Here is a 23,202-nt window from a genome sequence, read left to right as displayed (position 1 = left end):
AACTTATAGCCACCTTGTAATATCCATACTAATAATTTTTATTTATACCATGAACGTGGTAAAATATTATGGTTAGAGTAAAAAATATAATTGGCTTGAGTAGTACTTTTTTATTGATTTTGGACTTAAGCCAGAAAGTAGGAAGGACGCTTTTATGGCCAATATTCTAAAAAAATGGATTGAAAGCGATCGTCGTGAATTACGGCGAATTAATAAAATAGCAAATAAAGTAGAAAGTTATGCTAAACAGATGTCTGAATTGACTGATGAACAACTTCAGGCAAAAACTGATGAATTTCGGGAACGTTATAAAAAAGGTGAATCCTTGGATCATATGTTGCCAGAAGCATTCGCGGTTTCTCGTGAAGGTGCTAAACGGGTTCTTGGACTCTATCCATTCCATGTTCAAATTATGGGAGGAATTGTTCTTCACGAAGGTAATATCGCAGAAATGCGGACTGGGGAAGGTAAGACATTAACTGCCACAATGCCGGTTTACCTTAATGCGATCTCGGGAAAAGGTGTTCATGTTATTACTGTTAATGAATACTTGTCAAAGCGTGATGCTACCGAAATGGGACAGCTTTATAATTGGCTTGGGTGTTCTGTTGGTATTAACAACTCAGAGATGAGCCCTGACCAAAAACGAGAAGCATATAAAGCTGATATCATGTATTCCACTAATAGTGAAATTGGATTTGATTATCTTCGTGATAACATGGCTGTTTACAAAGAAGACCAAGTCCAACGTGGGTTAAACTATGCTTTAGTTGATGAGGTGGATTCAATTTTAATTGATGAAGCGCGAACACCGTTAATCATTTCAGGACCAGGAACGGGAACTTCTAAGTTATACAAACAGACTGATCGGTTTGTTAAGCAGTTAAAGAAAGATGTTGATTACAAGATTGATCTTGAATCAAAGACGGTTTCATTAACTGATGAAGGAATTAAAAAAGCTGAAAAATACTTCAACTTAAAGAACCTATATGATCCAGAAAATACTGCGTTGACCCACCACTTGGATCAGGCTTTGCGTGCTAACTATATCATGCTTTTGGATAAGGACTATGTGGTTCAAGATGGTGAAGTATTAATTGTTGACTCCTTTACTGGACGTGTAATGGAAGGTCGGCGTTTCTCTGATGGCCTGCACCAAGCTATTGAAGCCAAAGAAGGCGTAGAAATTCAAGAAGAAAATAAGACAATGGCTAACATTACATACCAGAACTTATTCCGGATGTATAACAAACTGGCGGGGATGACTGGTACTGCTAAAACTGAACAAGAAGAATTCCGTGAAATTTACAACATGGAAACTATTACTATTCCAACTAACCGTCCCGTTCAGCGGAAAGACGAGCCTGACTTGCTTTATCCAACATTACAAAGTAAGTTTGCAGCTGTTGTCGATCGGATTAAGAAACTTCATGCTAAAGGGCAACCAATTTTAGTTGGGACAGTTGCTGTTGAAACTTCTGAATACCTATCTCAACTTCTTGATAAAGAGAACATTCCGCATGTTGTTTTAAACGCTAAGAATCACGCTAAGGAAGCGGAAATTGTTAAAAATGCTGGTCAAAAAGGTGCAGTAACTATTGCTACCAACATGGCTGGACGGGGTACAGATATTAAATTAGGCCCTGGAGTACGTGAAATTGGTGGACTTGCAGTTATTGGTACTGAACGACATGAATCACGGCGGATTGATAATCAGCTTCGTGGACGTTCTGGACGGCAAGGTGATCCTGGTTTATCACAATTCTACCTATCGCTTGAAGATGATTTGATGAAGCGATTTGGTGGGGACCGGATCAAAGCCTTCTTAGAACGGATGAAGGTTAATGATGAAGATGCTGTCATTAAAAGTCGTTTCTTAACTCACCAGGTTGAATCAGCTCAAAAGCGGGTTGAAGGTAACAACTATGATTCACGGAAGAACGTTCTTCAATATGATGATGTTATGCGTGAACAGCGTGAAATTATCTATAAGGAGCGGCAACAAATTATCACTGAAGATAAGTCGTTGAAGTGGGTCCTTATGCCAATGTTTAGAAGAACAATCCAGCGTGAAGTTGATCAACATACCCTTGGTGACAAGAAGGATTGGGATTTACAAGGAATTGTTGACTTTGCAGAAGAAGTCTTAATCAAACCTGATACCATCACAGTTAAAGATCTGGAAGGTAAATCACCTCAAGAAATGGTGGATTACTTGATGACATTTGCCCAGGGAGTCTATAAGGAAAAGCAAAAGCAACTTTATGATCCAGCACAAATGCTTGAATTTGAAAAGGTTGTTATTTTGCGGGTGGTTGACTCACATTGGACTGATCACATTGATATCATGGACCAATTCCGGCAGTCAGTTGGGTTACGTGGATATGGACAATTAAATCCATTAGTTGAATACCAAACAGCTGGTTATCATATGTTTGAACAAATGATTGCTGATATTGAGTATGAAACTACCCGACTCTTCATGAAGTCAGAAATTCGGCAAAATGTAACACGTTAATTGTTAATTACTACTAGGTACGGCAGTAAGGTAACCCATGGCGGTACCGCTGCCGTATTGTTGTATAACGGAGGTTTGATTGTGGAATTAAGCGAAGCAAAAAAACAAGTAGAATCAATGCAAAAAGAAGTTACGCACTTCGGGAGGTCTCTTTGACCTTGATGCACTAGATGAACGCATTGCGGAAATTGAACAAGAAATGGCTCAGCCAGACTTTTGGAATGACAATGAACAGGCACAAAAGGTCATTGCGGAAAATAATATTTTAAAAGAAAAGCGGGATACCTTTGTGAATTTACGTGATCAGATTGGTGATCTTGAAACATCGATTGAATTACTCACGGTTGAACCGGACGATGATTTACAAAGAGATTTTGAAGCATCATTTACAAAAACACAAAAGGCTTTAGAACAGTATCGATTGACGCAACTTCTTGATGGGGAGTATGACGCTAAAAATGCTATCTTAGAAATTCATCCGGGAGCAGGTGGTACCGAAGCCCAAGATTGGGGTGAAATGCTTCTGCGGATGTATGTTCGTTGGGGTGAGCAGCATGGTTTCTCTGTTGAAACAGCGAGTTATGAGGCCGGTGATGAAGCTGGTATCAAGAGTGTTACGCTGCTAATTAAAGGACATAATGCATTTGGTTATCTTCGTAGTGAAAAGGGAGTCCATCGGCTTGTTCGAATTTCCCCATTTGATGCGGCCGGTCGGCGTCATACATCATTTGCTTCGGTTGATGTAATGCCAGAGTTGGATGATAGTTTTGAAGTTGATATTGATCCGTCAGATTTACGAGTTGATACTTTCCGGTCTAGTGGTGCTGGTGGTCAGCATATTAATAAAACAGAATCTGCTGTTCGAATTACGCATATTCCAACCGGGATTGTAACCTCTTCTCAAGCCGAACGATCTCAACTCCAAAACCGAGTGACTGCAATGAATATGTTAAAATCAAAGTTGTATGAACTGGAAGAAGAAAAGAAAGCTAAAAAGCGGGCAGAAATTGAGGGCGAACAACTTGATATCGGTTGGGGTTCTCAAATCCGTTCATATGTTTTTCACCCATATACCCTAGTCAAGGATAACCGAACTGGCTATGAAACACATAATGGACAAGCTGTAATGGACGGGGAACTTGATCCATTTATTGATGCTTTCTTACAATGGAAACTTAGTCAAAAGAATCCTCAATAATTTATTTAGCTTGGAAGGAAGTGAGTAAAGTGCGCGAAAGTCAACATAAAAGATTAACTCGCTCAGGATCAGATCGAATGATAGCTGGTGTATTTGGCGGAATTGGCCAGTACTTTAAGATTCAGCCAAATATTTTACGTATTTTATATGTCTTACTGACTATTTTTACCGGTTTTGTTCCGGGCATTATTATCTATATTATTTTGATAATAATGATGCCTGCTGATCCGCAAAAGCCCGATTTACTAGGATTCCTAAAGTCCTTCAGTGAATCACAAAAAACCTCTCAGCAGCCTCACCAACGTTCTCGGCGGACTTTAACGAATGTCGAGGAAAAAGACATTAAAAGAAATGGAAGATCATGATGGAATTTTGGAAACGAGTATTGATTGATACAATCCTTTTTATTGCCCTTGCTGGTTTATTTGCCGGAACAGGGATGTTTTATATCACAAGTGCTTGGATTGCACCATTGGCAAGCTTTGTTTTAGCAATTTTGAACGTTGCTATTAAGCCAATTTTAGTAATTTTATCGTTGCCGATTAATATTTTGACTCTGGGCCTTTTTAGTGTTGTAATTAATGGAATTATGCTACAACTAACATCGATGCTTGTCGGGTCGGCAAACTTTCATTTTTCGTCATTTGGTTCTGCAATGTTGATTGCAATTATCATGGCAATCTTCAATGCAGTTATCACAAGCCACGAGGATAGATTGTAAAGGAGTGGAAAAAATGCCAAACAATGTAACGGTGCAAGAATTAGTTGATAAGGTCCGGTTAAAAGTCTTACAAGGAGAAGATTACCTCCAACGCAAGATAACAACTAGTGATATTTCACGGCCAGCTCTTGAATTTGCAGGATATTTCAAGCATTATCCCGCAGTACGGATTCAATTGTTAGGAATTACCGAAACCTCATTTGCTAAAGATTTAACTCATGAGCAACGTGAGGAATACATGACAAAAATGTGTATGCCACAAACACCATGTTTTGTTATCTCAACTAATTTGCCGATTCCTAAGGAGCTAAAGAAGGCGGCTGAAGATGCAAAAATTCCAATTTTGGGAACGCACTTAACCTCTTCTCAAATATTAAGTAACATGACTTCTTACTTACTGGAACGTTTGGCACCACGAAAATCTCTCCATGGTGTATTAGTTGATATAAGTGGGGTTGGAGTGCTCATTACTGGTGATTCGGGAGTTGGTAAGAGTGAAACCGCGTTGGAACTTGTGCGTCGTGGACACCGACTGATTGCTGATGATCGGGTAGAAGTTTACGCCCGTGACGAACAGACTTTGGTAGGGACTGCTCCGCAAATTTTAAAACATTTAATGGAAATTCGTGGAATTGGAATCATTGATGTTTCTACTCTTTATGGAACAGGGGCAATTATGCCTTCTGATCAAATCAGTTTAATTGTACATCTCGAAACGTGGACTCCTGATGTACAATTTGATCGTCTTGGTGATCGTGGAGATACCCAAACAATTCAAGGTGTTATTGTGCCTAAAGTTTCTGTCCCAGTTAAAACTGGTCGTAATTTAGCGATTATTATTGAATCAGCCGCAATGAATTATCGGGCCGAGACAATGGGCTATGATGCTACCGAAACATTTGATCGAAACCTTAACCAGTTAATTAAGCAGAATTCGGAACGTGATAGTAAGAATAATAAGGGGTCGGCAAACTAGATGATTAATCAAGGAATAAAAGCTGCCTTAAACCCAATTGCGTTCCAAGGTGGTCCGTTTACTATCCATTGGTATGGCGTAATTATTGCTAGTGGGGTAGTTTTGGCTCTTTTATTAGCTGTTCGTGAAGGAAAGAGGCTGGGAATTTTTGAAGATGATTTTTATGATTATCTTCTATGGGCGCTTCCGATTGCGATAATTTGCGCGCGGATTTACTATGTCGTATTTCAGTGGAGCTATTATTCCCAGCATCCAAGTGAGATTATTGCTATCTGGGATGGTGGGATTGCAATATATGGAGCGATTTTAGGGGGCTTTATTGTTTTACTTGTCTTTTGCCATTATCGTCACCTATCTAGTTGGTTGATGATGGACATTATTGCCCCAACCCTTATCATGGCTCAAGGAATTGGCCGATGGGGTAACTTTATGAACCAAGAGGCATTTGGTGATATAACGACACGGGCGCATTTAATGGCTCAGCATATCCCGAATTGGATAATAAACCAAATGTATATTGGCGGTCACTATCGAATTCCAACGTTCTTATATGAGTCATTATGGGATTTAACTGGTTTTGCATTATTAATGTTACTTCGTCATCGCGAACACTTATTTCGTCGCGGGGAAATTTTCTTAACCTATGTAATGTGGTATGCGTTTGGCCGGTTCTTTATTGAAGGTATGCGAACTGATAGTTTAATGATTGGAAATATTCGCATTTCACAGTTACTTTCTGTAGTATTTTTTGTTAGTGCATTAGTAATACTAATAATTCGACGTCATAAAAATATTCCGTGGTATTATAACGGAATAAACAAAAATTAATTGAATTGGAGAAGGAGAAAAAATTATGGCAGAAAAAATTGCTGTTTTAGGTGCTGGTTCGTGGGGCAGTGTCTTAGCAAACATGCTTACAGAAAATGGCCACGATGTAACATTATGGTCTCGTAATGAGGAACAAGTTAAGCAATTAAATACTGAACATACAAATCCTCGCTACATGAAAGATTTTGTTTATTCTACTAAATTAACAGCAACAACGGATATGAAAGAAGCTGTTAAGGATTCCAGTGTGGTCCTGATTGTAATTCCAACAAAGGGTCTTCGTGAAGTTGCTAAGCAATTAAATGCAATTTTGACTGAATTACATCAAAAACCGTTAATTATTCACGCAACGAAAGGCTTAGAACAAAATACTTATAAGCGACCATCGGAAATGCTTAGCGAAGATATTCCTTCTGAAAACCGTCAGGCAATTGTTGTTTTATCAGGTCCAAGTCATGCTGAAGATGTGGCGATTAAAGATATGACAGCTGTAACCGCAGCTTGTGAGGACCTGGCCAGTGCTAAAAAGGCGCAGAAGTTATTTAGTAATTCTTATTTCCGTGTTTACACTAACGACGATGTAATTGGTGCCGAATTTGGCGCAGCCTTAAAGAACATTATTGCAATTGGTGCCGGAGCTATTCAGGGACTGGGTTATCATGATAATGCACGGGCAGCATTAATTACTCGTGGACTTGCAGAAATTCGTCGATTGGGGGTTGCTTTTGGTGCCAACCCGATGACTTTTATTGGTCTTTCTGGGGTTGGTGACCTTGTTGTTACTGCTACCAGTAAAAATTCTCGAAATTGGCGTGCTGGTTATCAATTGGGACAAGGAAAAAAGCTTCAAGATGTAATTGATAATATGGGAATGGTTATCGAAGGTGTCTATACTACCAAAGCCGCTTATGAATTGAGTCGTAAACGACAAGTACAGATGCCAATTACCGAAGCTCTTTACCGTGTTTTGTATGAAGGCGAAGATATTAAAACTGCAATTTCTCAATTAATGGACCGAGATCTTACTTCAGAAAACGAATAAATATGGTAAAATGCTAGAGGATGGATATTGAGAGAAATTGAAACATGGAAAGGGTTTTATGAGTATGAAACGTGTTAGAAAAGCCATTATTCCTGCTGCTGGTTTAGGAACTCGTTTTCTTCCTGCAACTAAGGCATTGGCAAAGGAAATGTTACCAATTGTTGATAAGCCAACAATTCAATTTATCGTTGAAGAAGCGCGCAAATCAGGAATTGAAGATATTGTTGTTGTTGATGGAAAGAATAAGCGGTCGATTGAAGACCATTTTGACTCTAATCCAGAGTTGGAAGATAATCTTCGTTCAAAACACAAGGATGAGATGTTAAAGATGGTTGAAGAAACAACTGATGTTAATATTTACTTCATTCGTCAATCTCATCCTCGTGGTTTAGGGGACGCTGTTTTAACTGCTCGTGATTTTATCGGGGATGAACCATTTGTTGTTATGCTTGGGGATGACCTTAATAACATTAACAACAAGAATGAAGCTTTAACGAAGCAATTAATTGAAAGTTATAACCAAACTGGTGCGTCTACTCTTGCGGTTATGCGGGTTCCACATGAAGATACTGCAAAGTATGGTGTAATTAACCCTAGCAAGGAAGTTACGTCAGGCCTTTATAACGTAACTAGCTTTGTTGAAAAGCCGGCTCCTAAAGACGCACCAAGTGATTTAGCAATCATTGGTCGGTATGTCTTTACTCCAGAAATCTTTGATGTATTAGCAAAGACTAAGCCAGGCAAGGGCGGCGAAATTCAATTAACTGATGCAATTGATACTTTGAACCAAACTCAACGGGTATTCGCTCGTGAATATAAGGGTGACCGTTACGATGTTGGTAATAAGTTTGGCTGGGTTAAGACAAACATTGAATATGGTTTGGAACACCCACAAGTTAAAGAAGAATTGCGTGAATACATTAAGGAATTAGGTGCAAAGCTTGCTGCTGAAGATAAGCAAAATAATTCTAAGAAGTAAGACTAGCATTAGCCTTTTAACAAAATAAACCTTCAAGATTCGTTATAGGGATCTTGAAGGTTTATTTTTTACATATCTTCAACAACTACATATTCCATATCAAGTGGACCGTGAACACCAACGATTAATACCATTTCAATATCACCAGAATTTGATGGACCAGTAATAAAGTTAATGTTTGACGTTTGTAAACTACCATCCTGAATTGCTTTTTGATAATAATCCATTGCTTGACGTGAACGTGGTAGAATTTTGCTTTTTGGCACAATAGCTAGGTAATGGGTTGGAAGGAAATGGAACATCCGTCCTTGTTGTGGGTAGGTTGCAACGGTTACGGTCCCTGATTCAGCTAATAGAAAGTCCGCAAAACCAATTGCTCCATCACTGTTATTTGCATTTACAATATTTTGCCGCCTAAATTCAGGCTCCCAATAGTAAATAGGATCTACTCGTAAATTATCTTGCCATTTTCCCAATGAATAGTTTTGCCATTTCTCTTCATCAAAGGAGGGCAGCATTAAACTTTTAATCTCTTTTTCTTGGATAAAATCATTAAGAGTGTGGCCGAGATCGGCTGATTTAACAACATGAAAATCAACATGAACTTCTTCGCTATTTTTACGCGCAAGCTCAAGAAGTTCGTCTTGACTTTTTCCGGCAAGGGTAGTTTCTGGAAGGTCATTAACTGGAACAAATGGATCTTCAGCAAGCGTATGACGAGGGCGGTTGGCAGCCTTTGCAATTCGATTTAAGAAGTCTTCTTGGTTCTTAGTAGTGTTTGCTTCTTGTAAGTAATTAGTCATTTCCCTGTTCCTCCTCTTCTTCATAGTGGTGGTACCAATGACGGAAATTTTGATGATACTTCGGCGGAACAGCGAGATCACGAACGTCTACCCAGCCATGCGCTAGTTTAGGAGCAATTGCGGGAAGGTGGTTGATTTTACCATCTGGATAAAGGTTTTTAATGTCTTCAGGAGTTGTCTTCTTGCCAAAGGGCTCAAGAGCAATATGAGCAAATCGCATTGCGTCATTAAAAAGCGTAGGGGAGCTGGTTCCTTTACCAACTGCCTTTAGAAGGGCATTCGAAGGACTATGATCTAGATGAAGCTCATCCATTTCTACATAACGGTGATGGCGAATCAACTCATGAAGGGGAATTTTAACAGGACAGGTTTCTGTACAAGCAGCACATAGACTACATGCATAGGGCAATTCCTTGAATTCTTGATAACCGCCTAAAATTGGGGAAAGAACTTCACCCATTGGTCCTGGATAAATCGATCCATAGCCCTTTCCACCGACTTGCCGGTAAACGGGGCAAACATTTAAGCAAGAACCACAACGGATACATTGGAGCATCGGTTCAAAATCAGAGTTCAGCATCTTAGAACGACCATTATCAACAATGACAACATAGAAGTCATCTGGTCCATCGGCTTCACTTGCTTCCTTACCTTTGGAAAAAGTACAGTAGCTCGTTAATTTTTGACCAACTGCACTCCGACAAAGAACATTATCTAATACTTCGGCTTCTTTCAGGCTTGGGACAATACGCTCCATCCCCATGACTACTACTTGGGTTTGGGGAATCGCCATGCTAATATCAGCATTTCCTTCATTTGTGACCAGGTTAATCATTCCGTTATCAGCAATCGCAAAGTTACAGCCAGTAATGCCGAAATCAGCTTGCATAAAGTAATTACGGAGATAGTGGCGGACAAATCTTGCCATGTGTTCAGGATCATTATCGCCATCATAACCGAGTTTTTCAAAAATTTTTTGAATCTGGTTGCGGTTTTTATGTAGTGTAGGGAAAACGATATGAGTCGGTTCATCCCAGTTATCTTCTTGTAAAATAAACTCGGCTAAATCAGTTTCCATTAATGAGAGACCAGGGATCGTTAATAGTTCTTTATCAAGGTCAATTTCTGTAGTGACCATTGATTTTGATTTAACAACGTGATGAGCTTGCTTTTTGCTTGCTAATTGTTTAATAAAGGTACTTGCTTCGTCACCATCCTTGGCAAAGAAAACATGACCACCATTTTTTTGAACGTTGTCACTGAATTCTTCCAAGTAATCCGGAAGGTGCTTAATAACATGTTGACGAATTTCGGCAGAGAGATCACGCCAACCTTCCCAATGACCTAACTGGCGGCGCGCTTCTGTTCGCTTTTGGAATTGAGCATCTTGTGCTTTAGCAACAGATGCCCGCATAAATTTATCGGCTTCTGCTTCCTTAATTCGTTCCGTAAAAGGCTTATCGCTAGTGGCTATACCCATCTAAAACACCCCGTTTCCGTTTGCTGGTACCATTACATGATCCGTATCTTTGACATAAGTGATCCGGCTAGTGTCAACGTTATGATTAAGAACCTCAGCAATATGCATAATCGTAATATGAGAGCCATCATGGCGACGGTTAATTCGTCCACCGATGTTCATTAAACATGTTTGCTCACAAGCGATAAGAATATGTGCTTTCGTCTTCAAAACATTATTTGCTTTATCATCAACCATCGCTTCAGAGAGAAGGGGTTCTTTAGCAGAGAATGTTCCACCAAAGCCACAACATAATTGAATGTTATGAAGGGGAATAAGTTCGAGTCCCTTAACATGTTCTAGAAGAACAATTGGTGCCGTACGTTCCCCAAGAAGACGAGTCATGTGACAAGAACGGTGAAAGGTTGCTGTATCATCCAGTTCTGCACCGCAATCAAGAATACCGAGAACCCGGTAAATAAATTGCGTTAGTTCAAAAGATTTATCATAAAGAATTTGTGCTTTCTTCGCATATTCTGGATCATCTTTGAAAATGTTTTTATATTCGTGAAGCATGGCGACACACGATCCAGATGGGCCAACAATATAATCAGCATCGATACTTAAAAGGGCATCGAGTTGATTTTTAAATGTAGCGATTGTTTCGCGATCATAACCACTATTATAAGTTGGTTGTCCGCAACAGATTTGTTTATCGGGGAAAACTGTTTCGCAACCAAAACGTTGGAGAAGTTCAACCGTTGCTTTCCCAACATCTGGATAAAGCAAATCAACAATACAAGTAGAAAAAATACAGACTTTCATACATGCGTGCATTAGTTGGATGCACTTCGCCTCCTTAAAAAATGAAAAAATATAATTACTTATCATAATAAGTATAACTCAAATATGATAACATTAGGATTAGAAACGATTTAATTGTTTAAATTCTCTATACAAAATTATAATATTAGTTATAGTTCGATAAAGAATATTACTGATAAAAAGTAAGCTAAACGATAGACAAAAAGATCCAAAGTCGGTATGATATGGATAGTAAAAAATTATTCGAGGAGGAAGAGAGAAATGGCTGAAAGTAAGCAATATGATGTTGTAATCATTGGTGCCGGTCCTGGTGGAATGACCGCAGCAATGTATGCCTCACGTGCAAACCTGTCTGTCTTGATGCTTGATCGTGGAATTTACGGCGGAAACTTGAATAATACTGCTGAAATTGAAAACTACACAGGATTCAAAAGTGTTAAGGGTCCTGAACTTGCCCAACAAATGTATGAAGGTGCAACTCAATTTGGCGCAGAATACGCTTATGGTACAGTAACTAAAGTAGAACTTGATGGTGATTTGAAGAAGATAACTACTGACATGGATGAAATATATACTGCAAAGGCGGTTGTTATCGCTACTGGGTCTGACCAACGTCACCTCAATGTTCCAGGAGAAGAAGAATTTGGTGGCCGTGGTGTTTCATACTGTGCGGTTTGTGATGGAGCCTTCTTTAAAGAAAAGCATCTTATCGTCGTTGGCGGTGGTGATGCGGCTGTTGAAGAGGGAGTATACTTAACGCAATTAGCTTCTAAAGTAACAGTTCTTGTTCGTCGTGATGAGCTCCGGGCTGAACCAATTATTCAAGCAGAAGCAATGAATAATGACAAGATTGAGTTTGTTTTTAACACTAGTGTGACTGAAATTCTTGGGGATGATATTAAAGTGACAGGTGTTAAAACCCATAATAATAAGACAGGTGAAGATGGTGAAATGACCGCTGATGGTGTCTTTATTTATGTTGGTAATTTCCCAATGACAACTGCTTTTAAAAACTTAGATATTCTTGATGGTCAAGGCTGGGTAAAGACTGATGAGCGAATGCGGACAGCAGTACCAGGCATTTTTGCCATTGGGGATGTTCGTGAAACACCGTTACGACAGGTTGCAACTGCTGTTGGTGATGGTGCAATTGCTGGACAGCAAGTTTATCAATATATTAAATCGATGGATTAATAAAAAGGAGTGGGACAAAACTCGCTTGCGAGTTTTTAGTCCCACCCCTGCAAGGATAGCGAGGCATTCTGGACGTTGACTGATCAACGTTCAGAATCCGACTAGCTACTGTGTTTTGACAGTTTACGCTTTAAAATTAGTAAAGAGGTTGGATTATTTTTTTCAGCCTCTCTTTTTTTATTTTGGGGTTCTACAAAAAGATGGTACCTTACGACAGATTAATAAAAAATGGTTAGGGATTGATAGCGCTTATCTTGGCCCGGTTAATGAATTTCAAAAATCCAACAATAATCGTTAATGATTTGCTAAAATTTAATGTAATAAGGACTAAGGAGGTTTTTTAATGGATGCAATCAAATGTAATGATACATTAGCAGTAGCAATTCATCGGGTACGCAATTCTGACTTAAACGAGCATGGAACAGTATATGGCGGTCGAACTTTGGAATTAATTGATGGTCAAGCTTCGGTAGCAGCAATGCGGGTAGCTCGGACAACGGTTGCAACAGTAGCAATGGATGATATTCAATTTTTACGACCATTTGACCTTCAAGATTCGATGTGTATGGAAGCTTATGTGACAGGCTTTGGTAAACGATCTATTGAAGTGTTCACAAAAGTAATTGGTGAGCACTTAATGACCGGTGAACGATTCCTCGGTTTTTATTGTTTTATGATTTTTGTAATTCTTGATCCTGAAAAGCAAACAGCATTTAATAAATTAATTCCGGAAACTGAAGAACAAAAGACGTTAATGGCAACATATTCTCAACGTGTAAAGCAACGCCAAATCCAGCGGCAAAAACAGCAAGAATTTCTGCCCCATATTTCAATTACCAAACCATGGTAAAACTTTAGTAAACTTTTAAGTAAAAAGCGACAGATAAGATTTTATGCGGTATACTAAAAAGCAGAGTATGACATAAAGGAGACATTATTGTGAGCTGGAAAGATACTTATAAGGTTTGGCAAGAACGAACAGATCTTGAACCAGACTTAAAGCAAGAATTAGCTGCAATGAACGACGATAAAGAAATTGAAGATGCTTTTTATGGTCCGCTATCATTCGGAACTGCAGGAATGCGAGGACTGATGGGACCAGGAATTAACCGGATGAATGTTTACACTGTCCGTCAAGCAACTGAAGGCTTGGCAACTTTAATGGATTCATTGGGAGACGATATTAAAAAACGAGGAGTTGCTATTGGTTACGATTCTCGTCACAACTCCCGTAAATTTGCTCATGATGCTGCTCGTGTATTGGGGGCTCATGGGATTAAGGTTTACATCTATGATAATTTACGCCCAACGCCTGAATTGTCATTTGCAGTTCGTCACATGGGAACTTATGCGGGGATCATGATTACCGCTAGTCATAACCCTAAGGAATATAATGGTTACAAGATTTACGGTGAAGATGGTGGACAGATGCCACCTAAAGAATCTGACATGATGACAGGTTACATCCGTAAGATTGATGATATTTTTGATATTGCTTTAGCTGATGAACAAGAGATGCTGGACAATGGTTTAGAAACAATCATGGGTGAAGATGTCGATGCTGCATACCTTGCTAATGCCAAGGGTGTAACTGTTAATCCCGAATTAGCTAAGGAATACGGTAAGGATATGAAGTTTGTCTTTACCCCATTATGCGGAACTGGCCGAATGCTTGGTGAACGTGCATTACGCCAAGCTGGTTTTACAAATTATGAAATGGAACCAACCGAAGCACAACCAAATGGTGACTTCCCTGGCTTGGAACATCCTAATCCAGAATTCCCAGAGGCTTTTGTTCGTTCGATTGCTCTTGGTAAAAAGGTTGGTGCAGACGTATTGATCGCCACGGACCCTGATGCTGACCGGCTTGGATGTGCAGTTCGTCAACCAGATGGTGAATATCAATTGCTAACTGGTAATCAAATTGCTTCCATCATGCTTGCCTATATTCTCGAGGCACATAAACAAGCTGGAACCTTACCAAAGAATGCTGCTGCGGTAAAATCAATTGTTTCTACTAACTTCGCTGCTAAGATTGCAGAAAGTTACGGCGTTGATATGATCAATGTTTTAACTGGTTTCAAGTGGATTGCTGACCAAATTCATCAATATGAGACTGGAAAAGCTGATCATACCTTTATGTTCGGCTTTGAAGAAAGTTATGGTTACCTTATTAAGCCATTTGTTCGGGACAAGGATGCTATCCAATCCTTAACGTTACTTGCTGAGGTTGCCGCTTATTACCGTAGTCGTAATATGACCCTTTACGATGGCTTACAAGAATTGTTTAAGAAGTATGGTTACTTCCGCGAAAAGACAATTGCTAATACTTATGCTGGTGTTGATGGTCCAGCTAAGATTAAGGCTTTAATGAAGAAGTTCAGGGAAGAAGCGCCAACTCATTTTGCTGGTCACCAAGTAGTAGTTACAGAAGACTTCGCTAATGGGACTAAAACTACAGCTGATGGTAAAGTAAGTGAATTAGGTATCCCAGAATCAAATGTATTGCGTTACATTCTTGATGATGATACTTGGATTGCTATTCGTCCATCTGGAACTGAACCAAAGCTTAAATTCTACATTGGTACAAGTGCCGATACCTTAGATAAAGCAAATGAAAAATTAGCTAATTTCGAAAAGGCTTTACAAGAATTTGCTGAGGAATAAAAATAGAGACTGTTGAAAAACTTGCTTTTTTTCAACAGTCTCTGTTTTTATATACGATATCGTGGAGCTATCTTTACCTTGTCAATGAGATTAATTCACTCACCTTTCTTGAAATTTCGCCAAAAAATTGTATGATTGTACAAATTAATTATTTTTGGGAGGAATTCATCATGGGAATGCATGAATATCTGAAAAGTTTAAGTGACCTCGAAATGATCAACCGTGCTCCAGGATATTTTAAATTTGAAGAACACAATGTAGCTGCCCATTCCTTTAAAGTAACGCAAGCAGCACAAATGCTTGGTGATATTGAAGAACAAGCCGGAAATGAAATCGATTGGCGTTCTTTATATGAAAAAGCCCTTAATCATGACTATACAGAACGTTTTATTGGTGACATCAAAACGCCGGTAAAGTATGCTACCCCGGAATTACGCTCAATGCTGGCACGGGTTGATAAATCATTAACAGAAAACTTTATTCAATCTGAAATTCCGGCTGAGTTCCGGGCAGCTTATGAACAACGATTTGCAGAAGGAAAAGATGATACTTTAGAAGGTAAAATTCTCGCAGTTGCTGACAAGATTGATCTTATGTATGAATCATTTGGTGAAATACAAAAGGGTAATCCTGAACCGGTTTATATGGATATTTATAAGTCGAGCTTGACAGCTATTATGGATTTTCGTGATATGGCCAGTGTCCAGTATTTCCTTAAGAAGATTTTGCCAGAATTATTAAAAGATAATGCAGATGGTAATGCGAAAAACCAATTAGCAATTATTACTACACAAATTATTCAACAATAATTTATATTTTAGGCGTCCTTTTATCAAATAGTTGATTTTTGCAAACGCTTTCTTATAATAGAAGTAGAAGGTAAAAACTAACAAGGTAAAGGGAGGCGGCAAGGATGACACCAAGTTTATTTGCAGGAACATTTGCAATTTTAGTATTATGGTTAATCGTTGATATTATCTGGGAATTGAGTCGACCGAGAGACATTGTAATGCGCCGTCTCTGTGCCTGGCTTAATCTTATTGCGATTATTGGTGGTTTTTCCGTATTTTATGGAGTAACCCATTTTGATAATGCTAATCTTGTTCCATGGTTTATTTGTTTAAATTGGATTAATGTTGTTGCCGCGGGCTTACAATTTTACTTTGGTTACTTTCGGCATAGTTAAATGATAAATAAAATTATTTGAAGAAGTGGGTGAAAATAGTTTCGCTGAAGAGATTATTTTCTACTCACTTTTTTACTGTAAATTTATAGACGAATACATGTTTGGGTGATAAACTAATAACAGTAAATAATAAATAGTTAGTGATAAGTGGGATGCGGTAATTTATGAAGTTGCGATTCCACTTTATTTTATTTAACTGCGACGTAAGGGAGGAATTTCTTTTGATTTACCGGCAACCAGATAAAAAATTTGAACTAGTGTCAGAATACAAACCAACCGGCGATCAGCCCCAAGCAATTAATCAATTGACAAAGGGGATTAAAGATGGTGAAAAAGCTCAAATCTTATTAGGAGCAACCGGAACTGGAAAAACATTTACGATCTCAAATGTGATTGCCAACGTTAATAAGCCAACCTTGATTCTTTCACATAATAAGACTTTAGCTGGGCAACTCTATGGTGAAATGAAAAAATTCTTCCCTCATAACGCGGTTGAATATTTTGTTTCCTACTATGACTACTATCAACCAGAAGCATATGTTCCGTCTAGTGATACCTATATTGAAAAAGATGCGTCAATTAATGATGAAATTGATAAGCTTCGGCACTCTGCCACCACTTCCTTACTGGAACGAAATGATGTAATTGTAGTTGCCTCGGTTTCTAGTATTTTTGGATTAGGGGATCCTCGTGAATACCAAAATAGTGTTCTTTCTTTGCGCGTTGGTCAAGAAATTGAACGTGATCGATTGTTGACAGACCTTGTTAATATTCAATTTGATCGCAATGACATTGATTTTCAACGGGGACGTTTCCGTGTTCGTGGTGATGTAGTTGAAATCTTTCCTGCATCACGTGATGAACGGGCATTGCGGATTGAATTCTTTGGGGATGAAATTGATCGGATTCGTGAAGTTGATGCGTTGACAGGCGAGGTGATTGGCGACCGGGATCATGTATCTATCTTTCCAGCTACGCACTTTATGACTAATGAAGAAGTCATGGATCGGGCGTTGCCACAAATAGAAGCTGACATGAAGAAACAGGTAAAGAAGTTTACTGATGAGGGAAAGCTTCTTGAAGCAGAGCGGATTCAGCAACGAACAACTTATGATATTGAAATGATGCGAGAGATGGGTTACACCAATGGAATTGAAAATTATTCGCGTTATATGGATGGCCGAAAGCCTGGTGAACCTCCTTATACCTTATTAGACTTCTTCCCTAAAGATTTCTTATTAGTTGTTGATGAGTCTCACCAAACCATGCCGCAAGTACGAGGAATGTACAATGGGGACCGTGCACGGAAACAAATGTTAATTGATTATGGATTTCGATTACCAAGTGCGCTTGATAATCGACCATTAAAACTACCAGAATTTGAAAAACACGTTAATCAAGTTGTATACATGTCTGCAACCCCTGGCCCATATGAAATGGAACAAACGGACCACGTTGCTCAGCAAATTATTCGGCCGACCGGGTTACTTGACCCAACAGTTGAAGTGCGCCCAGTAATGGGACAGATTGATGACCTAGTTGGTGAAATTAACAAACGCATTGAGAAAAATGAACGTGTTTTTGTTACGACCCTGACGAAGAAGATGTCCGAAGACCTTACTGATTATCTAAAGGATATGGGGTTAAAGGTCAAATATCTTCATAGTGATATTAAGACCCTAGAACGAACACAAATAATTCGGGATCTTCGTCTTGGCAAGTTTGATGTTCTTGTTGGAATTAATCTCTTGCGGGAAGGATTGGATGTTCCAGAAGTATCCTTAGTCGCCATTCTTGATGCCGATAAGGAAGGCTTTTTACGTAATGAACGTTCACTTATCCAGACGATTGGTCGGGCGGCTCGGAATGAAAACGGAGCAGTAATTATGTATGCTGATACTGTCACTGACTCAATGCAAAAAGCAATGGATGAAACAAAGCGGCGGCGGACGATTCAGATGAAATACAATGAAGAACATCACATTACACCGCACACAATCATTAAGCCAATTCAAGAAGCAATTACTGTTACTAAGAAAGCAACGGACGAAACTGAAGCAGATAATAGTGCTGAATTTACTGACAAAGATTTTGCAAAACTGGATAAAGAGGCTCAAGCAAAGATGCTAGATGAATTAACAGAGCAAATGCGCTCTGCCGCTAAACGGCTTGACTTTGAACAGGCTGCTACGCTTCGTGATACGATAATGGAACTAAAGACAAAAGTAAAAAAATAGAGGAGGAGTTATTTCGTGGCAAATGATAAGATCATAATTCATGGGGCACGGGCTCATAACCTAAAAAATATTGATATTACTATTCCGAAAAACAAGTTAGTTGTTGTAACTGGTCTGTCAGGTTCGGGAAAGAGTTCTTTAGCTTTTGACACCTTATATGCAGAAGGGCAGCGGCGTTATGTGGAAAGTTTATCAGCTTATGCACGACAATTTTTAGGCCAGATGGATAAGCCAGATGTGGACTCAATTGACGGTCTCTCCCCCGCAATTTCAATTGATCAAAAAACGACTTCCCATAATCCGCGCTCAACGGTCGGAACAGTGACTGAAATTAACGATTTTCTACGTTTGCTATGGGCACGGGTTGGGACGCCGATTTGTCCGAATGATAATATTCCAATTACTAGTCAGTCACCAGAACAAATGGTGGATCGGGTACTACAATTGCCTGAACGGACACGTCTTCAAATTCTTTCGCCGGTTGTTCGTGACAAAAAGGGAACACAAAAGAAAGTCTTTGAAACGATTAAACGTGAAGGATTTGTCCGCGTTCAAGTAGATGGCGAAACCTATGACCTAGATTCAGTCCCAGAGCTAGATAAAAATAAAAAACATACAGTCAATGTTGTGATTGATCGAATCATCATTAAAGAGGGGATTAGGTCGCGGCTATTTGACTCCTTTGAATCGGCTCTCCGCTTAAGCGATGGTTATGCGATTGCTGATGTGATTGGGGGAGAACCAATTCCATTTTCTGAACAATATGCTTGTCCCATTTGTGGTTTTACAGTTGGTGAATTAGAGCCACGTTTATTCTCCTTCAATGCTCCTACTGGTGCTTGTCCAGAGTGTGAAGGCTTAGGACTAAAACTTGAAGTAGATATTGATTTAGTGGTTCCTGACCAAACAAAAACCTTAAAAGAAGGTGCAATTGTTCCTTGGAATCCAATCTCATCGCAATACTATCCACAAATGTTGGAACAATTCTGCAAGTCGGTTGGCATTGATATGGATACTCCTTTCAATAAGTTGTCAAAAAAGCAACAGCAACAGATTTTGTACGGTAATGGTGAAACACCATTCCACTTCCATTATGAAAATGACTTTGGTGGCATTCGGGATGTCGATGTGCCATTTGAAGGTGTCATCAATAATATCAGTCGACGATACCGGGAGACTAACTCAGATTTTACAAGGGAACAAATGAGAAAGTATATGACTGAGCTTCCATGTCCGGTTTGTCATGGTTATCGGTTAAATCAGCGGGCCTTAGCAGTAAAGATTGATGGGCGAAATATCGGTGAAGTTTCTGCTTTACCAATTAGTGATTCTCTTGAATTCTTCAAGAACATCAAACTTTCTGCACAAAAAAATGAAATTGCTAAGCCAATTTTAAAAGAAATCATTGATCGATTAACCTTTATGAAAAACGTTGGAGTTGAATACTTAACTTTAAGTCGTTCAGCTCGAACTCTTTCAGGAGGAGAAGCTCAGCGGATTCGGTTAGCAACCCAAATTGGTTCTAATTTATCAGGAGTAATGTATGTTCTTGATGAACCGTCAATTGGCCTTCATCAACGTGATAATGACCGTTTGATTGAATCATTAAAGGCCATGCGTGATCTTGGCAATACACTTGTTGTTGTAGAACATGATGAAGATACCATGCGTGCGGCTGATTACATTGTCGATATTGGTCCTGGAGCTGGTGAAAATGGAGGCCAAGTGATGGCTGCCGGAACTCCTAAGCAAATTATGCGATCACGGAAGTCGTTAACTGGCCAATACTTATCAGGGAAAAAATTTATTCCAGTGCCTCAAGAGCGTCGAGTAGGTAACGGTAAGAAAATTACTATTACAGGAGCAGCGGAAAATAACTTAAAGGATATTACAGTTGATTTTCCACTTGGTGAGTTTATTTGCGTAACGGGGGTTTCTGGTTCAGGAAAGTCAACCCTTGTTAATATGATCCTAAAACGGGTCTTGGCACAAAAATTGAATAATAATTCAGCAAAACCCGGTAAGTACAAGTCGATTAGTGGAGTTGGAAATATTGAGAAAGTTATCAATATTGATCAATCGCCAATTGGTCGTACTCCACGAAGTAATCCTGCAACTTATACGGGGGTCTTTGATGACATCCGTGAATTATTTGCCCAAACCAACCAAGCTAAAATGCGCGGCTATACTAAGGGGCGTTTTAGTTTTAATGTTAAGGGAGGACGCTGTGAAGCCTGCCGTGGGGACGGAATTATTAAAATTGAAATGAACTTTTTGCCAGATGTTTATGTACCATGTGAAGTTTGTCATGGGACACGTTATAATTCTGAAACGCTTGAAGTTGAATACAAAGGCAAGAATATTGCTGAAGTTCTTAATATGACTGTTTCGGAGGCGCTTGACTTCTTTAGTGCGATTCCGAAAATTAAGCGCAAATTGCAAACTATTGAAGATGTTGGGCTTGGCTATGTTCACCTTGGCCAACCAGCCACTACTCTGTCAGGTGGAGAAGCTCAACGAATGAAATTAGCAGCTGAACTTCACCGGCAATCTCACGGGAAGAGTTTTTATATTTTGGATGAGCCGACTACGGGATTGCACATGGACGATATCAAACGCTTATTAGCAGTCCTTCAACGATTAGTCGATGCTGGAAATACTGTTTTAGTAATTGAACATGATTTAGACGTTGTAAAATCAGCGGACTGGTTAATTGATCTCGGCCCTGAAGGAGGAGCTGGTGGAGGTAATGTTGTAGCTACTGGTACTCCAGAGCAAGTAGCAGAAGTAAAGGGAAGCTACACTGGTAAATATTTAAAAGAGATGCTCGAACGTGATCAAAAATGGGCAGAAGAACGAGAAGCTAAGCAAAAAAAGTAGTTGCAATCTAATTCTTCTAATGGTATTCTAATAAAAATCAAAGTACACGAAACGAGGGAAAAGAAATGTTATTTTTTAATAATCAAAACCAACAATTTTCTTCCTCCTCAGCCTCTAACTCTATTAAGGCTGAGTGATTTTGGTGTACCCAATCAATAGGTTTATATAGACTCGGGTTCTCTACTAATCATTTGGCATGACCAAATTGCATTAATAGATGGTACCCGGGTTTTTATTTTGCCTAATATTAAGAATGGAGGAATGATGATGAATCAACAACCAACAGATGAACTAAAAAGGTCGCTTGGATTTTGGTCCGCTATTTCGATTGTTGTTGGGACAATTATTGGATCGGGGATATTCTTTAAACAAGGATCTGTTCTTGATAGTGCTGGTACATCTACGCTTGCAATTGCCGCTTGGGTATTTGGTGGAATTATTACTTTAACTGGTGGATTAACAGTGGCGGAAATCGGTGCTCAGATGCCATATACCGGGGGACTATATGTTTATATTGAAAACTTGTATGGTCGCCTTTTAGGATTTTTGGCCGGGTGGATGCAAGTAATTGTTTATGGACCAGCAATTATTGCTTCGGTTGCCGGATTTATGAGTATTTTAATGGCAAACTTCTTTGGCTTAGGGCCACAGTGGCGGATACCTTTAGCAGTGATTACTGTGATTGCAATTGGAGTAATGAACCTTTTTGAAAATAAAGTTGGTGCAATTTTTTCGATTATTACAACTGCTGGAAAAATGATTCCAATTGCGGCAATTATTATCTTTGGTTTGTTCTGGGGACATCAAGATGCTTTTGGTCAAACAGTTACCGAAATTCATCAATCAACTGGTGGCTTTGGGGTAGCAGTTTTAGCAACCTTATTTGGTTATGATGGTTGGATTTTAATCGCAAACCTTGGGGGAGAAATGAAAAATCCCCAAAAATTATTGCCACGAGCTATTATTTTAGGGATTACTGCTGTTCTTATTATTTACACTTTAATTACTGTTGGAATTCTTAAGTTCCTTCCGGTTAATACTATTCATCGGCTAGGGGAAAATGCAACTGCATATTTAGCAGTGAAAGCCTTTGGCGCAATTGGAGGAAAATTACTGTCAGCCGGAATTATTATTTCGATGATGGGAACTTTGAACGGAAAAATGATTACTTTTCCACGGATTGTATATGCAATGGCGCGTCGTCATGATTTGCCATTCTCGCGCTATCTTGCATATATCACGCCAAAGGGTAAGTCACCAGTAGTCGCAACAATGTTTATTATTGTTCTTGCAACGATCATGATGTTTTTCTTTGACCCTGATCACTTGTCAGATTTATGTGTGTTTACTGTTTATTGTTTCTACCTTTTAGCATTCTTTGGGATCTTTATTTTACGACACAGAAATAAGGGACCACGCCCATTCAGCACGCCACTTTATCCCTTAGTACCAATTATTGCGATTGCTGGTGGAATCTTTGTCCTCGTAAGTGAAGTTATGAATGATCCAGCTGGTGTGATTCTTTTTATCGGAATTGTCATCGTAGGATTGCCAATCTTATATATTGTTAAACGAATGGATCAACGACGGATGCATTAATTTTTGAGGCTAAGTTTGACTTGGCCTTTTTTGTTACTTAAATAAGACACGCCCGGCTCGATGTGATAAAATAATTGGGTAGCTGTATGC

General features: G+C 39.2%; 19 protein-coding genes and 1 pseudogene. 17 read left to right on the top strand and 3 right to left on the bottom strand.

The window, feature by feature from the left end:
- Positions 1–154: 154 nt before the first annotated feature.
- From secA to galU, 8 genes are all read left to right on the top strand, one after another.
- A complete protein-coding gene (gene secA / locus H5S10_RS07425; RefSeq protein WP_003666386.1) occupies positions 155–2,518 on the top strand; it encodes a preprotein translocase subunit SecA in 2,364 nt (787 codons plus the stop codon).
- Between the two features lie 81 nt (positions 2,519–2,599).
- A protein-coding gene (gene prfB, locus H5S10_RS07420) for a peptide chain release factor 2 (RefSeq protein WP_407657692.1) occupies positions 2,600–3,716 on the top strand; the annotation gives its coding sequence in 2 pieces (ribosomal slippage) (positions 2,600–2,671 and positions 2,673–3,716; 1,116 coding nt in all).
- Positions 3,717–3,745: 29 nt separating this feature from the next.
- Positions 3,746–4,081 carry a PspC domain-containing protein gene (locus H5S10_RS07415; RefSeq protein WP_019252145.1) on the top strand — a complete coding sequence of 112 codons (336 nt, stop codon included), beginning with the start codon at positions 3,746–3,748 and terminating at the stop codon, positions 4,079–4,081.
- On the top strand, positions 4,081–4,437 hold the full coding sequence (locus tag H5S10_RS07410; protein WP_003670462.1) for a phage holin family protein: 357 nt from the start codon (positions 4,081–4,083) through the stop codon (positions 4,435–4,437). Before H5S10_RS07415 ends, H5S10_RS07410 begins: the two co-directional genes overlap by 1 nt.
- A 13-nt stretch (positions 4,438–4,450) precedes the next feature.
- Positions 4,451–5,413 carry an HPr(Ser) kinase/phosphatase gene (hprK, locus tag H5S10_RS07405; RefSeq protein ID WP_182586196.1) on the top strand — a complete coding sequence of 321 codons (963 nt, stop codon included), beginning with the start codon at positions 4,451–4,453 and terminating at the stop codon, positions 5,411–5,413.
- Positions 5,414–6,241, top strand: coding sequence for a prolipoprotein diacylglyceryl transferase (gene lgt, locus H5S10_RS07400; protein WP_182589193.1), 828 nt, complete (start codon positions 5,414–5,416; stop codon positions 6,239–6,241). It abuts the gene before it with no gap.
- A 25-nt stretch (positions 6,242–6,266) separates the two neighbouring features.
- A complete protein-coding gene (locus H5S10_RS07395) occupies positions 6,267–7,283 on the top strand; it encodes an NAD(P)H-dependent glycerol-3-phosphate dehydrogenase (RefSeq protein WP_182589192.1) in 1,017 nt (338 codons plus the stop codon).
- Positions 7,284–7,347: 64 nt separating this feature from the next.
- Complete coding sequence (gene galU / locus H5S10_RS07390; RefSeq protein WP_182589217.1) at positions 7,348–8,262, top strand: UTP--glucose-1-phosphate uridylyltransferase GalU; 915 nt, start codon at positions 7,348–7,350, stop codon at positions 8,260–8,262.
- Between the two features lie 68 nt (positions 8,263–8,330).
- Here galU and H5S10_RS07385 read toward each other — a convergent pair whose 3' ends face one another.
- Genes H5S10_RS07385 through H5S10_RS07375 form a run of 3 tightly spaced genes read right to left on the bottom strand, consistent with a single transcriptional unit; the run spans position 8,331 to position 11,349 of the window.
- Positions 8,331–9,065, bottom strand: coding sequence for a LutC/YkgG family protein (locus tag H5S10_RS07385; RefSeq protein ID WP_153705223.1), 735 nt, complete (start codon positions 9,063–9,065; stop codon positions 8,331–8,333).
- A complete protein-coding gene (locus H5S10_RS07380; protein ID WP_182589191.1) occupies positions 9,058–10,545 on the bottom strand; it encodes a LutB/LldF family L-lactate oxidation iron-sulfur protein in 1,488 nt (495 codons plus the stop codon). Before H5S10_RS07380 ends, H5S10_RS07385 begins: the two co-directional genes overlap by 8 nt.
- Entirely contained in the window at positions 10,546–11,349 is an 804-nt protein-coding gene (locus H5S10_RS07375; protein ID WP_182586191.1) for a (Fe-S)-binding protein, read from the bottom strand.
- A 261-nt stretch (positions 11,350–11,610) separates the two neighbouring features.
- Here H5S10_RS07375 and trxB point away from each other — a divergent pair, with 261 nt between their 5' ends.
- The 9 genes and pseudogenes from trxB (at position 11,611) to H5S10_RS07335 (ending at position 23,112) form a co-directional block, all read left to right on the top strand.
- Positions 11,611–12,543, top strand: a complete 933-nt coding sequence (gene trxB / locus H5S10_RS07370; RefSeq protein WP_182586190.1) for a thioredoxin-disulfide reductase — start codon at positions 11,611–11,613, stop codon at positions 12,541–12,543.
- Positions 12,544–12,718: 175 nt separating this feature from the next.
- Positions 12,719–12,841, top strand: a pseudogene (locus H5S10_RS10505) (amino acid ABC transporter substrate-binding protein); the annotation flags it as partial.
- Positions 12,842–12,886: 45 nt separating this feature from the next.
- Positions 12,887–13,393: an acyl-CoA thioesterase gene (locus H5S10_RS07365; RefSeq protein ID WP_182589190.1), complete on the top strand. Its 507-nt coding sequence runs from the start codon at positions 12,887–12,889 to the stop codon at positions 13,391–13,393.
- An 89-nt stretch (positions 13,394–13,482) separates the two neighbouring features.
- A complete protein-coding gene (locus H5S10_RS07360) occupies positions 13,483–15,210 on the top strand; it encodes a phospho-sugar mutase (protein ID WP_094501983.1) in 1,728 nt (575 codons plus the stop codon).
- A 170-nt stretch (positions 15,211–15,380) separates the two neighbouring features.
- Entirely contained in the window at positions 15,381–16,019 is a 639-nt protein-coding gene (locus tag H5S10_RS07355) for a YfbR-like 5'-deoxynucleotidase (RefSeq protein WP_182589189.1), read from the top strand.
- A gap of 104 nt (positions 16,020–16,123) precedes the next feature.
- Positions 16,124–16,396 carry a hypothetical protein gene (locus H5S10_RS07350; RefSeq protein WP_003666419.1) on the top strand — a complete coding sequence of 91 codons (273 nt, stop codon included), beginning with the start codon at positions 16,124–16,126 and terminating at the stop codon, positions 16,394–16,396.
- Positions 16,397–16,617: 221 nt separating this feature from the next.
- Positions 16,618–18,633, top strand: coding sequence for an excinuclease ABC subunit UvrB (uvrB, locus tag H5S10_RS07345; RefSeq protein WP_182589188.1), 2,016 nt, complete (start codon positions 16,618–16,620; stop codon positions 18,631–18,633).
- A gap of 15 nt (positions 18,634–18,648) precedes the next feature.
- On the top strand, positions 18,649–21,513 hold the full coding sequence (gene uvrA / locus H5S10_RS07340) for an excinuclease ABC subunit UvrA (protein WP_182589187.1): 2,865 nt from the start codon (positions 18,649–18,651) through the stop codon (positions 21,511–21,513).
- Positions 21,514–21,780: 267 nt separating this feature from the next.
- Complete coding sequence (locus tag H5S10_RS07335) at positions 21,781–23,112, top strand: APC family permease (RefSeq protein WP_182589186.1); 1,332 nt, start codon at positions 21,781–21,783, stop codon at positions 23,110–23,112.
- Positions 23,113–23,202: the final 90 nt, after the last annotated feature.

It is taken from the genome of Limosilactobacillus balticus (assembly GCF_014145615.1).
GTDB lineage: Bacteria > Bacillota > Bacilli > Lactobacillales > Lactobacillaceae > Limosilactobacillus > Limosilactobacillus balticus.
This window is presented reverse-complemented; position numbering and strand designations above follow the sequence as displayed.

Coding starts and splice junctions, on each gene's coding strand:
- galU (WP_182589217.1), top strand. CDS start 7,348: ATGAAACGTGTTAGAAAAGCCATTATTCCTGCTGCTGGTTTAGGAACT.
- secA (WP_003666386.1), top strand. CDS start 155: ATGGCCAATATTCTAAAAAAATGGATTGAAAGCGATCGTCGTGAATTA.
- hprK (WP_182586196.1), top strand. CDS start 4,451: ATGCCAAACAATGTAACGGTGCAAGAATTAGTTGATAAGGTCCGGTTA.
- lgt (WP_182589193.1), top strand. CDS start 5,414: ATGATTAATCAAGGAATAAAAGCTGCCTTAAACCCAATTGCGTTCCAA.
- H5S10_RS07385 (WP_153705223.1), bottom strand. CDS start 9,065: ATGACTAATTACTTACAAGAAGCAAACACTACTAAGAACCAAGAAGAC.
- H5S10_RS07375 (WP_182586191.1), bottom strand. CDS start 11,349: ATGAAAGTCTGTATTTTTTCTACTTGTATTGTTGATTTGCTTTATCCA.
- H5S10_RS07350 (WP_003666419.1), top strand. CDS start 16,124: ATGACACCAAGTTTATTTGCAGGAACATTTGCAATTTTAGTATTATGG.
- H5S10_RS07410 (WP_003670462.1), top strand. CDS start 4,081: ATGGAATTTTGGAAACGAGTATTGATTGATACAATCCTTTTTATTGCC.
- H5S10_RS07335 (WP_182589186.1), top strand. CDS start 21,781: ATGAATCAACAACCAACAGATGAACTAAAAAGGTCGCTTGGATTTTGG.
- H5S10_RS07395 (WP_182589192.1), top strand. CDS start 6,267: ATGGCAGAAAAAATTGCTGTTTTAGGTGCTGGTTCGTGGGGCAGTGTC.
- trxB (WP_182586190.1), top strand. CDS start 11,611: ATGGCTGAAAGTAAGCAATATGATGTTGTAATCATTGGTGCCGGTCCT.
- H5S10_RS07355 (WP_182589189.1), top strand. CDS start 15,381: ATGGGAATGCATGAATATCTGAAAAGTTTAAGTGACCTCGAAATGATC.
- H5S10_RS07365 (WP_182589190.1), top strand. CDS start 12,887: ATGGATGCAATCAAATGTAATGATACATTAGCAGTAGCAATTCATCGG.
- H5S10_RS07380 (WP_182589191.1), bottom strand. CDS start 10,545: ATGGGTATAGCCACTAGCGATAAGCCTTTTACGGAACGAATTAAGGAA.